11 protein-coding genes and 5 tRNA genes are annotated in these 15,038 nt (G+C 70.1%); 10 read left to right on the top strand and 6 right to left on the bottom strand.

Going from position 1 to position 15,038, the window contains the following annotated elements; genetic code table 11:
• Positions 1–7: 7 nt before the first annotated feature.
• The 5 genes from STRTU_RS09995 to STRTU_RS09975 all read right to left on the bottom strand — a co-directional run bounded on the left by STRTU_RS09995 (position 8) and on the right by STRTU_RS09975 (position 8,846).
• Positions 8–3,097, bottom strand: coding sequence for a sensor histidine kinase (locus STRTU_RS09995; RefSeq protein ID WP_167539126.1), 3,090 nt, complete (start codon positions 3,095–3,097; stop codon positions 8–10).
• Positions 3,098–3,497: 400 nt separating this feature from the next.
• A complete protein-coding gene (locus STRTU_RS09990) occupies positions 3,498–4,091 on the bottom strand; it encodes a GTP-binding protein (RefSeq protein WP_159743220.1) in 594 nt (197 codons plus the stop codon).
• The gene (locus STRTU_RS09985; protein WP_159743219.1) at positions 4,072–4,482 is read right to left on the bottom strand and encodes a DUF742 domain-containing protein; all 411 of its coding nucleotides are present in this window, start codon (positions 4,480–4,482) and stop codon (positions 4,072–4,074) included. The genes STRTU_RS09990 and STRTU_RS09985 overlap by 20 nt, the downstream gene beginning before the upstream one ends.
• A gap of 101 nt (positions 4,483–4,583) precedes the next feature.
• The gene (locus STRTU_RS09980) at positions 4,584–4,997 is read right to left on the bottom strand and encodes a roadblock/LC7 domain-containing protein (protein ID WP_018087200.1); all 414 of its coding nucleotides are present in this window, start codon (positions 4,995–4,997) and stop codon (positions 4,584–4,586) included.
• 9 nt (positions 4,998–5,006) lie between these two features.
• Positions 5,007–8,846, bottom strand: a complete 3,840-nt coding sequence (locus tag STRTU_RS09975; RefSeq protein ID WP_269777348.1) for a sensor histidine kinase — start codon at positions 8,844–8,846, stop codon at positions 5,007–5,009.
• Between the two features lie 587 nt (positions 8,847–9,433).
• Here STRTU_RS09975 and STRTU_RS09970 point away from each other — a divergent pair.
• From STRTU_RS09970 to STRTU_RS09925, 10 genes are all read left to right on the top strand, one after another.
• Positions 9,434–9,616, top strand: coding sequence for a hypothetical protein (locus STRTU_RS09970; RefSeq protein ID WP_159743217.1), 183 nt, complete (start codon positions 9,434–9,436; stop codon positions 9,614–9,616).
• Between the two features lie 81 nt (positions 9,617–9,697).
• The gene (locus STRTU_RS09965) at positions 9,698–10,471 is read left to right on the top strand and encodes a fumarylacetoacetate hydrolase family protein (RefSeq protein WP_159743216.1); all 774 of its coding nucleotides are present in this window, start codon (positions 9,698–9,700) and stop codon (positions 10,469–10,471) included.
• Positions 10,464–11,957 (top strand): glutamate--tRNA ligase, encoded by a 1,494-nt coding sequence (gene gltX / locus STRTU_RS09960; protein ID WP_159743215.1) that lies wholly within the window; start codon positions 10,464–10,466, stop codon positions 11,955–11,957. Before STRTU_RS09965 ends, gltX begins: the two co-directional genes overlap by 8 nt.
• Positions 11,958–12,048: 91 nt before the next feature.
• Entirely contained in the window at positions 12,049–12,774 is a 726-nt protein-coding gene (locus tag STRTU_RS09955) for an HAD family hydrolase (protein WP_159743214.1), read from the top strand.
• Positions 12,775–12,863: 89 nt separating this feature from the next.
• A tRNA-Gln gene (locus tag STRTU_RS09950) sits at positions 12,864–12,935 on the top strand.
• 21 nt (positions 12,936–12,956) lie between these two features.
• A tRNA-Glu gene (locus STRTU_RS09945) sits at positions 12,957–13,029 on the top strand.
• Positions 13,030–13,118: 89 nt separating this feature from the next.
• Positions 13,119–13,191 (top strand) — tRNA-Glu (locus tag STRTU_RS09940).
• Positions 13,192–13,207: 16 nt separating this feature from the next.
• Positions 13,208–13,279 (top strand) — tRNA-Gln (locus STRTU_RS09935).
• A gap of 41 nt (positions 13,280–13,320) precedes the next feature.
• Positions 13,321–13,393, top strand: a tRNA-Glu gene (locus STRTU_RS09930).
• A 216-nt stretch (positions 13,394–13,609) separates the two neighbouring features.
• On the top strand, positions 13,610–14,092 hold the full coding sequence (locus STRTU_RS09925) for a DUF4188 domain-containing protein (protein WP_174878835.1): 483 nt from the start codon (positions 13,610–13,612) through the stop codon (positions 14,090–14,092).
• 100 nt (positions 14,093–14,192) lie between these two features.
• On the opposite strand, the gene ndgR is transcribed toward STRTU_RS09925, so the two are convergent.
• Positions 14,193–14,909: an IclR family transcriptional regulator NdgR gene (gene ndgR / locus STRTU_RS09920; protein ID WP_026169203.1), complete on the bottom strand. Its 717-nt coding sequence runs from the start codon at positions 14,907–14,909 to the stop codon at positions 14,193–14,195.
• Positions 14,910–15,038: the final 129 nt, after the last annotated feature.

Raw genomic sequence — 15,038 nt, 5'->3', positions numbered from 1 at the left:
GCTCACACTAACGCTCCTGATCGTAGGTGCTGCCGGGGCCGTAGCCCTGTTGGTCATTCTGGGGGACCCCGGAGGGGTCCGTGCCGACGTTGCGTCCCTGCTGGACGCCGCGGCGCAGGTTACTCAGCCTGCCGCGGACGTCCTCCGGGGCGCGGGAGACCTGAGGGCCGCCCTGCGGGGTCTGCTCCGCGGCACCTTCGACCAGGTTGGCCTTGGGCACCCGCCGGGGCAGGCCGGAAGAGGTGACTCCGCCCGCCTTCGGCTCACGCAGCTGCTCCGCCCGCTCCCAGCGCTCGTCGTTGGAGCTGCGCCAGTCGGAGCCGTCCTGGCCGGTCTCCGGCGCGCTCCGCTGCTCGTGCACCTGCGGTGCTTGCTGGTCGCGGCCTCCGCGGCGCGGAAGGCCGGCGTCCGTCAGCGAAGGGGCGTCGCTCGGTGTGGGGCCCGGACGCTGGAATGGTACGCGCTCAGCGCCGTCAGCGGGAGCGGCGGGTGCATTCCGGTCAGATTCCGCTTCGGTCCCGAAGTAGCCCTCGAAGGCGGGACGTTCGGTCCACTCGTCCGGCTGTGCCGTCTCATGGGACACGTATGGCTGCTGGCCCGTGGTCTCCGCGAAGCCCTGCTCGCCGAACGCGTGGCGGCCGTGCGACCGGTCGTCGTAGAGCGGTTGATCGGCTTCCGCATATGCCTGGGCAGGGTAGTCCTGGTACGCACCACCGGACGGCACCTCGTCGCGGAAGAGCGGACGCTCGTCCTGCTGGTACCCGTCGGCCTGGTCACCGGACGCCTGGGCCTCCAGCGCGGCCCGGCGCTCCTCGCGGACCAGCGAGCGGCCCACCATGTCCAGGTCACCGGAGTCCGGCCGGCCGTAGCGGCTGTCGTCGAAGCCCAGCTCGGCGGCGGTGCGCTGCTGGTTCTCGTACTCCGTGTGCTGCCGCTGCTCCGGCACGATCCGGGAGACCGTGAAGTCGTCGTCGAACTGCTCCTCGCCGCCACCACCGTGGGTGATCGCCTCGGGCAGCATGACCAGCGACGTGGTGCCCGCCTGCTCGCCGGAGGGGCGCAGCTGCACCCGGATCCCGTGCCGGTCGGCCAGCCGGCCGACCACGAACAGGCCCATGCGCTGGGAGATCGCGGCATCCACGCTCGGCGGGTTGGCCAGCTTGTGGTTGATGTCCGCGAAGTCCTCGGGGGTGAGCCCGATGCCCTTGTCGTGGATCTCGATCATGACCCGGCCGTCGGGCAGCCGGGTCGCGGCCACCCGCACCTTGGTCTGCGGGGAGGAGAACGTGGTGGCGTTCTCCAGCAGCTCGGACAGCAGGTGCACGAGGTCGGTCACGGCGGTGCCGTGGATCTCGCTCTCGGGGACGCCGGTGAGGTCTATTCGCTCGTAGGACTCGACCTCACTGATCGCCGCCCGGAGGACGTCGACCAGCGGCACCGGCTGGTTCCAGCGGCGGCCGGGCTCCTCGCCCGCGAGGATGAGGAGGTTCTCACCGTTGCGCCGCATACGGGTGGCCAGGTGGTCGAGCCGGAAGAGGCTCTCCAGCTGGTCCGGGTCCGCCTCGTTGTTCTCCAGGTCGGTGATCAGCTCCAACTGGCGCTCGATCAGGCCCTGGTTGCGGCTGGAGAGGTTGGTGAAGATCGCGTTGACGTTGCCCCGCAGCAGCGCCTGCTCGGCGGCGAGCCGGACGGCCTCGCGGTGCACCTGGTCGAAGGCGCGGGCGACCTCGCCGATCTCGTCGGTGGTGGCGATCGGGATGGGCTGGACACGGGTGTCGACCCGGCCTGGATCCGTCCGCGAGAGCTGGTCGACCAGCATCGGCAGCCGCTGCTCGGCGATACCGAAGGCGGCGGTGCGCAGCTGGCGCATGTTGCGGCTCATCCGGCGGGCCATCAGGCCGGCCACCACGAACGCGATGATCAGCGCGGCCAGCACGATGCCGGAGTCGATGAACGTCGACTGGCGGGCGTCGTTGGAGATCTGCGCCGCCTCGTTCACGGCCTTGTCCGACAGGTCCTTCTCGATGGACCGGTACATGTCGAACTTGCCGCTCGCGGCCGCGAAGTAGCTGTCGGAGGTGACGCCGCGCACACCGAGCGTCTCCGGCGCCGTGCCGGTGGCGATCAGGGCGGACATCTGGTCGATCGACGGCGGGGTGCGGAACGGCCGGCCGGCCGCCTGCGCCTGCTGCTTCGCCTGTGCGATCTTCTGCTGTGCGGCCTTCTTGAGCGCCGCACCGTCGTTCTTGAGGCGCTCGACGTCCTCGGGCGTACCGCCGGAGGTGTACTCGCCGATGGCGATGCCCTCCAGGTAGCGGTACGACGCGAACGCGGTCAGCTGGAGCTTGTGCTCCTTGCCGCCCTGCGGGGTCGCCGGGTCGACCAGGAGGTGGGTGCCGATGGAACGCTGGAGCGACTCGGCGGCCTTGGCCAGCGCGATGGCGTAGACGGTACGGCCGTAGGACGTGATGTTGCCGGTGCCCAGGCCGAGTTCGTTGGCGAACTCCATCAGCGGGTGCTGGACCGCGACATAGCCCTCTTCGGTCTGCACACCGCGCAGCTTGGAGGTGTAAGCGCCCGCACGCAGCTTCTGGAGCTTGGGCTCGGACTTCTCGAAGGCGGCGAGGCGGCGCTTGAGACCCGGCTTGTCCGGCATGGCCTTGGCGGCCCGGTGGAACGTGTCGGCGGCGGCGTCGGTGGCGTCCCGCGCCTCCTGGACCGCCGGGTCGTCCTTCTTGCCCTTCAGCAGCGGCGCCGCGGTGCGGTCCCGCTCGTCGAGCAGCGCATTGCTGTAGGTGAGCGAGGCACGGACCAGCTTCGCGGTGTTCTCCGCGTCCTGCGCTTCCTGCCAGGTCGCGAACGAACTGTCCACCCGCAGCCCGCCGAAGATCAGCGCCAGGATTACCGGGATCAACAGAATGGCGTTCAGGCGAGTCGCCACGCGCCAGTTGCGCGGGGAGTACTTACCGCCACTGACCGGAGGCTTCGCGGCCGTATTTTCGGGCGCGTCGGAAGCCGGTAGACCCCCTCTTGGGGGCGGTGTGAAGTTGCCCCGCCGCGGTTCCTGCGGCTCGGGGCTCGCCTTGCTTCGCCTCACTCGACCAACAACCTCTCGGCGCCGGCACTCTCTTGCTGTGCCGTTTCTTCTGGGCGTTCCTACTCCGGAGTTCAGCGAATTTCAGCACGTCAGGGCGGTGCCTTCCAAACACTGAGCAAAGCGGGAACAGGCGCGAAAGAGCCCGAGATAAAAGGGGCGTTAAGGGCGAGCCGCGGCAAAATACGGGAGAATTGTGAGCGCAGCGAAGCCGGGCATGCGCGCGGGGTGTCGAAAGGCTTCTGATTCACTGTCGAAACGTTATGAAGCAAAATTGATGGCGTGTCGAACGACACAGATCGACTCATGGATGCCGGAATCCGCTCCGGGGCAGGGGGCACGCCCCCGCCCCGGACAACTGCCGTACGGCCCGCACCGGATGGCGGCGGACCGGTTCGACGGGCTACTGCAGCCGGGCCATCAGCGCGTGCTCCACGAGCGTGATGAGGGCGCTCTTGGCCTCGGCGCGGTGCCGGGCGTCGGTGGTGATGATCGGCGTCCCCGGGCCGATCTGCAGCGCCTCACGCACCTCGTCGGGCGTATGGGGCTGGTACCCCTCGAAGCCGTTGAGGGCGATGACGAACGGCAGTCCGCTGTTCTCGAAGTAGTCGACCGCGGGGAAGCAGTCGGCGAGACGGCGGGTGTCCACGAGCACCACGGCGCCGATCGCGCCGCGGACCAAGTCGTCCCACATGAACCAGAAACGGTCCTGACCCGGCGTACCGAAGAGGTACAGGATCAGGTCCTGGTCCAGGGTGATCCGGCCGAAGTCCATCGCCACGGTCGTCGTGGTCTTGTCCTGGACGTGGCTGAGGTCGTCGATGCCCGCCGAGGCGGAGGTCATCACGGCTTCGGTGCGCAGCGGGTTGATCTCTGAGACGGCCCCGACGAACGTGGTCTTGCCCACGCCGAAGCCCCCCGCCACCACGATCTTGGCGGAGGTCGTGGCGCGGGAGGAGGCCGCGTCCGAACCGCTGTCAGAGCTTGCGAAGTCCACTGAGCACCCTTTCGAGCAAGGTCACATCCGGTGTGCCGCCGGCTTCGCCGCTGCCGCCCGGCTGATGGATCGCCACCATCCCGGCCTCCGCCAGGTCCGCCACCAGAATCCGCGCCACCCCCAGGGGGATGTGCAGCAGTGCGGAGACCTCGGCGACCGACTTCACCTCACGGCACAGGTGGCAGATCCGCTGGTGCTCGGGCAGCAGGCCGGGAAGCTGCGCCGGGTCGGCGGTCGTGCTGACCAGCGCCTCGATGGCGAGCTGGTAGCGCGGCCGGGTCCGGCCTCCGGTCATGGCGTACGGGCGCACCAGCGGCTGGTCACCTTCGCCCCCGTACGGCGCTTGGCTGTAAGCGCCGTACGGGCCGGAAGTGGCAGGTGGCGGGGTCATGGAGCCTCCGGGCGGGACAACTGACGGTTGTCGGGTTGGGCCGGTGGGGGGTGCGGCACATGGATGGTGGGTGCTGTACGGAGCGGCGCTGCGGGCGCCGTTCAGTGCAGCAGGCTGCCCTGCAGTTCGGCGCGCAGATCCGGCGTGAGCACCGTTCCCGCGCGGTCGACCAGCAGGGCCATTTCGTAGCCGACCAGGCCGATGTCGCACTCGGGGTGCGCCAGCACGGCCAGCGACGATCCGTCGGAGACGGACATGATGAAGAGGAAGCCACGCTCCATCTCCACGACGGTCTGGTTGACCGTCCCGCCCTCGAAGATGCGGGACGCGCCGGAGGTCAGCGAGGTCAGGCCGGAGGCCACCGCCGCCAACTGGTCGGCACGGTCGCGGGGGAAGCCCTCGGACATGGCAAGGAGCAGACCGTCCGCGGAGACCACCACCGTGTGGGACACCCCGGGGGTGTTGTCCACGAAGTTGGTGATCAACCAGTTCAGGTTCTGCGCCGCCTGGCTCATCGGACTCAACTAACGCTCCTGCTGGTGAGTGGGATCGACAACGCCGTGAGTGCCGGTGGACGACGTCCCGGCCTGCCGGCCTTGCTGAATACCCCGACGGAGATTGGTCAGCCGCCCGCGCACATCACTGGGCGCACGCGAGACCTGGGGACCGCTCTGGGAGGACTGCTGCTGTTGCGCGGTGCCCGCGACGAGGTTCGCGCGCGGGACCCGGCGGGGCAGTCCGGAGGTGGTGATACCGCCCGCGGCGGGCTGGCGGATCTGCTCCGCCTGCCGCCAGGTCTCGTCGTTCGGCGAGCTGCGCCACTGGGTGGCGTCGGCCGGCGGGGCGCTGCGGGCACCGTTGACCGGTGCCTCACCGCGCGCACCGTTGGCCGGCGCCTCCTCGCGCGCCTCGCCGCGCGCCGGGCCGTCCTGCGGGGCTTCGCGGCGCGGCTGCCGCGGCGCCTCGGGCTCGGCGTCGCCCTGGGGCGGTACACCGGCAGCGGCGGCCGCCGGGTGGTTGAACCAGTTGGACTCGATGGTGTCGAAGATCGGCGTACGGCCGTCACCGGGACCGGCGTCCGCGTCACCGAGCACATCGGCGGACGGCGCACCGCTGTCCGGCGCCTGCTGCACCGGGAACTGCCCGGTGCCCTGCGAGGCATCGGCGTAGGCGGCACGGTCGGCGCCGGGGCGCTGGTACTGGCCGGTGTTGCTGTCGGGCTGCTGGTACTGGCCGGTGTCGCTGTCGGGGCGCTGGTACTGGCCCGTCTCGTAACTACCGGTCTCGTACTGGCCCGTGTTGCTGTCCGGTGCGGGGAACTGGCCGGTGTTGCTGTCCGGTGCGGGGAACTGGCCGGTGTTGCTGTCCGGTGCGGGGAACTGGCCGGTGTTGCTGTCCGGTGCGGGGAACTGTCCCGTGTTGCTGTCCGGTATCGGGAACTGCCCGGTGTTGCCGTCCGGTGCGGGGAACTGCCCCGTGTCACCGGGCCCGTTGCCCGCGCCCCGCCCGGCCGGACGCGCGCCCTGCGGGCGCTGTCCGCCCCGGGGGCCGTCCGCGGTGGGCGGCGGACCGTTGAAGTCGGGACGGGCGAACGCCGCGGTGTCACCGGGGCCGCCGCTCGGCGCGGGCCGCTCGAAGCTGCCGGTGGTCTCCGGCTCCTCGTGGCCGCGCGGCCGGTCCGATGCCTCGCGGGAGGTCAGCGGCCAGTCGTCGGAGCCGCCGCGCTCACGGCGCGCGCCCCAGCTCGTACCGCCCGGCTGCTGAGCACCCTGACCATCGCGCTGACCACCGGCGGGCTGACCACCGGCGGCCGGACCGCCCGGCAGTTCGGCCGCGGCGCCGCGCGCGGGCAGCTGCGGACGCTCCTCGCGGCGCGGGGCGCCGGTCGGCGGGGCGACGGTGGGCGCCGGGCCGTTGTCCGCGCCGCCACGGGTGGGCAGCGAGGGACGCGAGCCGGCGGGACGGCCGGCGGCCGGACGGGCGTCGCCACCCTGCGCCGGGGCGCCGGGGGCACCTGCGCCGGGAGGCGCCGTACGGCCGGACGGCGCCGGGGCACCGAAGGCGTTCTGCGCACCGCCGCCGGGGCCACCGCGGCCGGGCAGTGCGGGGCGCCCACCGGCCGACGGACCCGAACCGACCTGACCGCGCGGCTGCAGCCCCGCGAGCCGGCTGGACTGTCCGCCGCCGTGGTCGCCGCCGCTCTTGGCGTTGCTGGGCGCCGGCTTCTTGCCGCCCTGGGCGAGATCGACCGGCAGCATGACCAGCGCGGTGGTGCCACCGGAGTCGGAGGGCCGCAGCTGAATGCGGATGCCGTGCCGCAGGGACAGCCGGCCGACCACGAACAGACCCATCCGCCGGGACACCGAGACATCCACGGTCGGCGGGCTGGCGAGCCGCTCGTTAATGGCGGACAGATCCTCGGGCGACAGGCCGATACCGGTGTCGTGGATCTCGACCAGCACCCGCCCGTCGGGCAGCGCATGGCCGGTGACCTTGACCTTGGTCTGCGGGGAGGAGAACGAGGTGGCGTTCTCCAGCAGCTCGGCGAGGAGGTGCACGAGGTCGTTGACGACCCGGCCGGCGACCTCGGTCTGCGGTACGGCGTTGAGCTCGATCCGCTCGTACTGCTCCACCTCGGAGGCGGCGGCACGGAGGACGTCGACCAGCGGCACCGGCCGCGTCCACCGGCGCCCCGGCTCCTCACCGGCGAGGACCAGGAGGTTCTCACCGTTACGGCGCATGCGGGTGGCGAGGTGGTCGAGCTTGAAGAGCGAGGAGAGCTGGTCCGGGTCGGCCTCGCGGGACTCCAGTTCGGAGATCAGCGAGAGCTGACGCTGGATCAGACCCTGCGAGCGGCGCGAGAGGTTGGTGAACATCGCGTTGACGTTGCCCCGCAGCAGCGCCTGCTCGGAGGCGAGGCGGACCGCCTCGCGGTGCACGTCGTCGAAGGCCGCGGCCACCCGGCCGATCTCGTCCCGGCTGTGCACACCGACGGACTCGACGGAGGTGTCCACGTCCTGCGGGTCGGAGTCGGAGAGCTGCTTGACCAGCTCGGGCAGCCGGTCCTGGGCGACCTTCTGCGCGGTGTCCTGCAGCCGGCGCAGCGAGCGGACCATGGACCGCGCCACGACGAACGCGCCGACCAGCGAGACGCCGAGGACGAGCAGGATCAGCGCACCGCTGACGATCGCGGACTGGGTGGCCTCGTTGCGCAGCTGGCGGGACTTCTGCTCCATCTCGGAGAGCAGCGTGGTCTCGATCCGCGACATCTCGTCGATCTTGACGGTGTCGGAGTCGTACCAGTCGAGGTACCGGTAGTCCTGGCTGCGGATGCCGGCGCCGCTGGCGAAGGCGCGGTGCGCGAAGGCGACCGCGGCCTTGATCTCGTCGTTGTTGCCGTCCAGCCCGCGGGTGAGCGTGCCGGCGCTGGTCTCGCCGCTGCTGGCGTAGATCTGCGAGAAGCGGTCGCGGGCCGCCTTCTCGTCGTTCTCGGCGTTACGGCCGGCCAGCCGGTCGTTGGAGGACAGCTCCGGGCCGCCGTCGTGGGCGAGGCCGGCACTGACCAGGGCGCGCTGGATGGACGCGTACTCCTTGGCCGACGAGAACGCCGCCAGCGCACGGGTGCTGCGGATCATCTCGGGGCTGCTGGTCGCCTGCGCCATGTCCTGGGAGAGCGACAGCAGCGAGTTGATCAGCTGGTTGTAGCTGGTGATGGTCCGCGCCGCGTTGTCCTCGTCCTTGTACGCGTTGTTGCGGAGCTCGTTGAGGGTGTTGAGCTGGCGGGTGATCTCCAGGACGGTCGCCCGGACACCGGTCATCGTGGCGTCCTGGCCCCGGATGTCATCGGTGGCCTGGTTGAACGACAGCCGGGCGCGGTCGGTCGCCTCCCGGGGCGCGACGACATTGGCGTCGTCCTTGGCGTTCCCGCTGCCGGCCAGCGGACCGGCCGACTTGTCCCGCTCCGTCTGCAACGCGTCGGCGAGCTCGGTCGCCTGCCGGGTCATCTCGGTGAGCAGCTGCATCTTGTCGAGCTGGTCGATGTTGTCCAGCGACGTACCGATGCGCATGCCGCCCAGCGTGGTCGCGGCGACCACCGGAAGCGCGAGCAGGGAGACCAGACGGGTGCTGATGCGCCAGTTGCGCAGCGCTATTCGCGATCCGGGGCCGGAGCCCTTCGACGCCTTGGGCTTGCCGCTGTCCGCGGCGTCACCGCCAGGCGCCTGGCCGCCCCCGTCGACGGGCAGTGTGCTGCCCCCGGCGGAACCGTTGCCCTGGGCGCGCTGGGGCGAGGAGGCGCGGTCGCTTCCGCCGCGCAGCTCCGGGTCCGCCGCAGCGCTGCCATCCCTCTTGAAACGTCCCTGCACTAGCGTCGCAACCTCTGGACCAGGCGTCCCACCTCGGCGGGACGGTGTCGAGTCGTATGGGGACCGCTAAGTCCCCCCATGGCGGTCGTGATGACCGGCGGGCTGTCCTCTCGGTCGGAGTGGACGGCACCGCCGCGCGGCGCTTCGTTGCGCCCTGCGCGCCGGCTCAAACATGCGGCGGTCCGTGGAATTCCAGCACAGTGCCGGATCTCCAACAAGAGCGGAGTCCCGCACTGTGACTTGGATGACGCAATGTACGGAGCACGTCACGACGGGTAGAAGATTCCGACGTCGATAACGGACTTTTATCCGCGAGTCGGCCACCCCTCAGTGCTGTCCCAGGTGCGGTGATCGGGAGCGGAACGTGCACTTCACTCCGCCATTGTCCGTTTCGCCCAGGGATGTTGATCATGGGAAATGCGGCATTTGTCACACACTTCGTGAGCAAACTCACAGGAAGATCATTGAGCCCCCCGGCACTTCGCAGGGAATAGCCCGCATAGCCTGACGCTTTACATGGTTGCCAAGAATGACAAGGCAGCTTTCGCAAGCCCTTTCCCGACTTCGATGACGCGAGGCATGCAGCAGTGAAGACCACGACGATGTTCCGCAACATAGCCAACCCGCGGCGCACCACCCTGGCCCACCTCACCGACGCCGAAGAGCTCGGCACCGAGGCAGCGGAGCACACCGTCGAACTGCCGGCCCAGACCGCCAACCCCCGCCGTACGGTCCTGATGACCGCCCCCGAGCAGGGCGTCCCGGCCTGATCGGCTACGGACCGGCAGCAGCCCCGCGATAGCCTGGAGTGTCAACTCCGGCCAGTGATCAATGAGGGGCAACGGCAACCCGTGCGCATCGCCAGATTTTCCATCGACGGCAACGTCGGCTTCGGCGTCCTCGAAGGCGACGAACTCGACGTCATCAAGGGTCATCCCTTCGCGGAATTCGAGCGCTCGGGCCAGAAGGTCCCCCTCGACAAGGTCCGGCTGCTGCCGCCGGTCCTCCCCAACAAGGTCGTCGCGATCGGCCGCAACTACGCCGAGCACGCCGCCGAGCTGGGCCACGCCGTCCCGGACACCCCGGTCACCTTCTTCAAGCCGTCCACCTCGGTGATCGGCCCCGGCGACCCCATCGCCTACCCCTCCTTCTCCCAGGAGGTGCACCACGAGGCGGAGCTCGCCGTCGTCATCGGCCGGATGTGCCGTGAGGTGCCCCGCGAGCGCGTCAAGGACGTGATCCTCGGCTACACCTGCGCCAACGACGTCACCGCCCGCGATGTGCAGCAGCGCGAGCAGCAGTGGGCGCGGGCCAAGGGCTTCGACAGCTCCTGCCCGCTCGGCCCCTGGGTCGAGACCGGTCTGGACCCCGCCGATATCGCCGCGGGCCTCGCCGTCCAGTGCACGGTCAACGGCGAACAGCGCCAGCTCGGCCGCACCAGCGACATGGTCCGCCCGGTGGAGGACCTGATCGTCCACATCACCGAGGCCATGACCCTGCTCCCCGGCGACGTCATCCTCACGGGCACCCCGGCCGGAGTCGGCCCCCTCAACGTCGGCGACGAGGTCGCCGTCACCATCGAAGGCATCGGCACTCTCACCAACAAGGTGATCAAGCGTGGCTAACGCGACCCCCGGCACCCCCGTCCGCGTCCGTTTCTGTCCCTCCCCGACCGGTAACCCCCATGTCGGCCTGATCCGTACCGCCCTGTTCAACTGGGCCTACGCACGGCACAACAAGGGCAGCCTGGTCTTCCGGATCGAGGACACCGACGCGGCCCGCGACTCCGAGGAGTCCTACAACCAGCTGCTGGAGTCCTTCCACTGGCTCGGCTTCGACTGGGACGAGGGCCCCGAGGTCGGCGGCCCGCACGCGCCGTACCGCCAGTCGCAGCGGATGGACCTCTACAAGGACCTCGCCGACAAGCTCCTCGCCGCCGGCCACGCCTACCGCTGCTACTGCACCACCGAAGAGCTGGACGAGCGCCGCGAAGCCGCCCGCAAGGCCGGCAAGCCCTCCGGCTACGACGGCACCTGCCGTGAGCTGTCCGCCGAGCAGAAGGCGGCCTACGAGGCCGAGGGCCGGACCTCCATCGTCCGCTTCCGGATGCCCGACGAGCCGATCACCTTCACCGACCTGGTGCGCGGCGAGCTGACCTTCACCCCGGAGAACGTCCCGGACTACGGCATCGTCCGTGCCAACGGCGCCCCGCTGTACACCCTGGTCAACCCGGTCGACGACGCCCTGATGGGGATCACCCACGTCCTGCGCGGGGAGGACCTGCTCTCCTCCACCCCCCGCCAGATCGCCCTCTACAAGGCCCTGATCGAGCTGGGCGTGGCCAAGGAGATCCCGGCCTTCGGCCACCTCCCCTACGTCATGGGCGAGGGCAACAAGAAGCTCTCCAAGCGCGACCCGCAGGCCAACCTCAACCTCTACCGGGAGCGCGGCTTCCTCCCCGAGGGCCTGCTCAACTACCTTGCGCTGCTCGGCTGGTCCTTCTCCGCCGACCAGGACCTCTTCTCGGTGCAGGAGCTGATCGAGAAGTTCGACATCGCGGACGTCAACGCCAACCCGGCCCGCTTCGACCTGAAGAAGGCCGAGGCGATCAACGCCGACCACATCCGGCGTCTGGACCTGGAGTCCTTCATCACGGCCTGCGAGCCCTGGCTGACGGCCCCGCACGCCAACTGGGCCCCCGAGGACTTCGACGAGGCCGCCTGGCGCGCCATCGCCCCGCACGCCCAGACCCGCCTCACGGTCCTCTCCGACATCACCGCCAACGTCGACTTCCTCTTCCGCGGGGAGCCGGTCGAGGACGAGGCGTCCTGGACCAAGGCGATGGGCAAGGGCGACCCGGTGGCACTGCTGACCACCGCCCGCGCCAAGCTGGACGCCGCCGACTGGACCGCCGGCCCCGAGCCCCTCAAGGAGGCCGTCCTGGCCGCCGGCGAGGAGCACGGCCTCAAGCTCGGCAAGGCCCAGGCCCCCGTCCGGGTGGCCGTCACCGGCCGCACGGTCGGCCTGCCGCTCTTCGAGTCCCTGGAGATCCTGGGCAAGGAGCGCACCCTCCAGCGCATCGACGCGGCCCTGGCCAAGCTGGCCGGCTGACCCCACCACCGCGCCCACGGGCCCGGATGCCACACGGCATCCGGGCCCGTGGCCTATCCGGAGAACTTCGCTGAGCCCTTAGATTGCCGGTATGCCCCTGCGCGCCGCCCTGTGGGACCTCGACGACACACTCTTCGACTACACCGGATCGGACCGGGCCGGTGTCCTGCGGCATCTGCGGACCGAAGGGCTCCTCGCCACGTACGGCGGTGAGGAAGCGGCCCTGGAACGCTGGCGGGCGGCCATGGAAACCGAGTTCGCCCGCTTCCTCGCAGGCGAGGTCGGCTATCTCGACCACCGCAGAGGCCGGACCCGGAGGTTCCTGGGCGCCCCGCTCTCCGACACCGAGGCGGACGCCTGGTTCGGCCGCTACCTCGCGCACTACCAAGCCTCCTGGACCCTCTTCCCGGACTCCGCGCCCGCACTGGCGGCCCTGGCCCCCTTCGTGCGGCAGGCGGTGCTGTCCAACGCCGCCACCGCCAACCAGGAGCGCAAGCTGGCCGCCCTGGGGATCCGTACGCACTTCGAGGCGGTGTTCTGCGCCGATGAGCTGGGGCACGCCAAGCCCGCCGCGGAGGCGTTCAACGCGGCCTGTCAGGCGCTCGGTCTAACCCCCGGCGAGGTCGTCCACATCGGCGACAAGCTCGACATCGACGCACTCGGCGCCCGGGACGCCGGGCTGACGGCCGTATGGCTGGACCGTGCGGGCACCGGCGAGGAGCCACCCACGGGGGTGCACCGGATCGCGAGCCTGGCGGAGCTCCCCGAGCTGTTGCGCGGAGTTATCGGTTTTGGTGCGCCGTCCACGATCAGGTAATGTTCTTCCTGCGCCGCCCGAGAGGGCCGAGAGGCCCGGCCGGGAGGCGCAAGTCAAAATAAGACCCCCCACGGGGGGTTGCGCTTTGATGGCCTATGGTGTAATTGGCAGCACGACTGATTCTGGTTCAGTTAGTCTAGGTTCGAGTCCTGGTAGGCCAGCTCGCAGAGCTTATCTGCAAAGCCCCCGTTGTGTAGCGGCCTAGCACGCTGCCCTCTCAAGGCAGTAGCGCCGGTTCGAATCCGGTCGGGGGTACAGATCCTTCCCAGGGAGACAGTCCGGGTCGCACCCACTGTCACTCACGGAGATAAATATCCGGCTTCCGCCGGGTAGGGATCGCTAGGGCCCCCGTTGTGTAGCGGCCTAGCACGCCGCCCTCTCAAGGCGGTAGCGCCGGTTCGAATCCGGTCGGGGGTACTGGTCTAAACCACCATGGGCTATGGTGTAATTGGCAGCACGAGTGATTCTGGTTCATTTAGTCTAGGTTCGAGTCCTGGTAGCCCAGCGCGGTGTGTCCCCGTGACACTCCCAACTGCAGGAAAACTTGCCCCCGTTGTGTAGCGGCCTAGCACGCCGCCCTCTCAAGGCGGTAGCGCCGGTTCGAATCCGGTCGGGGGTACAGAAAGAGAAGGCCCCCCGCAGCATGCGGGGGGCCTTCTTCGTGTCAACTGCCGCTTCCGTGGCGCCGGTTGGATCCCTCGGCCTCCGTCAGCCCCTTGCTTCCTTGCTTCCTTGCTCCCTGGGTCGCGCCCCCTCGCCCCCTTGCGCCCCCGCTTGGGGAGTGTCACTATCTAAATATGGATAGCGATGCTGTCCGCTATCGGAAGGGGTTGTCATGAGCGGCAAGCCGGTGCAGGGGCGGATGACCGCGGACGGTGGCGGGGAGGTGGTGGTCTTCCTCATTGGCATGCGCTTCAACAGCTGGTGGGCGGTGCGCAGTTGGCTGCCGGTGTTCCTCGCCATGCCGCGCATGATCAAGGAGCTGGCCCGGGATCCGGAGAGCGGGATGATCGGCTACCGGCTGCTTCCCGGACTGCCGAGGCACTTCGCCGTCCTGCAGTACTGGGACTCGAAGGAGAAGCTGTTCGCCTACGCCACGGATGGCAACGGCGAGCACCGGCCGGCCTGGGCGGCGTTCAACCGGCGGCTGCGGGAGGGGAAGGGCAAGGTCGGCTTCTGGCACGAGACCTATGTCGTCCCGGCGGGCTCGTACGAGAGCGTCTACGTCAATATGCCGTCGTTCGGGCTGGGGGAGGCCCTGGGGGCGGTGCCGGTCGGCCGCCGCGGGGAGCGGGCCGCGGACCGGATGGCGGCCTGAGCGCGCAGAGCGGCCCCGCGCGGATGGTTCCGCACGGGGCCGCTCCCCTTCGGCATGGCGGCCGCGGTCGGCAAACGGCCGCTGCCCCGGCGCGGGGTGCTCAGCCCGTGCGCCGCAGGCCCTCGGAGAGGCGGGCCGCCGCGTCGATGACCGCCTGGGCGTGCATCCGGCCCGGGTGGCGGGTCAGCCGCTCGATCGGTCCGGAGACCGAGACGGCGGCGACCACGCGGTTGGAGGGGCCGCGTACGGGGGCGGAGACCGAGGCCACGCCCGGCTCCCGCTCGCCGATCGACTGGGCCCAGCCCCGGCGCCGTACGCCGGACAGCGCGGTGGCCGTGAAGCGGGCGCCCTGCAGACCGCGGTGCAGCCGCTCGGGCTCCTCCCAGGCCATCAGGATCTGGGCGGCCGAGCCGGCCTTCATGGGGAGCGTGGAGCCGACCGGAACGGTGTCCCGCAATCCGGACAGCCGTTCCGCCGCCGCCACACAGATCCGCATATCACCCTGCCGGCGATAGAGCTGGGCGCTCTCGCCGGTCACATCGCGTAGGTGGGTGAGTACCGGACCGGCCGTGGCCAGCAGGCGGTCCTCACCGGCCGCCGCGGCCAGCTCGGACAGCCGCGGGCCCAGGATGAACCGGCCCTGCATGTCCCTCGCCACCATCCGGTGGTGTTCCAGTGCCACGGCCAGCCGGTGGGCCGTGGGTCGTGCGAGCCCTGTCGCCGCGACCAGCCCGGCGAGGGTGGCCGGACCGGACTCCAGGGCACTCAAAACCAGAGCTGCCTTGTCGAGAACGCCGACGCCGCTAGAGTTGTCCATGCAACGATACTCGCGTCTCACACTGTGAAACGCAAGTTCAATTTTCCGGGGAAGTCGTCAATCTGTAGGTGTGGCCCTCTACCGGGGCCCGGCGTAAGGCCCGGCAAGGGGAATTCTGCGGGCATCGCG

This window comes from Streptomyces tubercidicus, assembly GCF_027497495.1.
Classification (GTDB): domain Bacteria; phylum Actinomycetota; class Actinomycetes; order Streptomycetales; family Streptomycetaceae; genus Streptomyces; species Streptomyces tubercidicus.
This window is presented reverse-complemented; position numbering and strand designations above follow the sequence as displayed.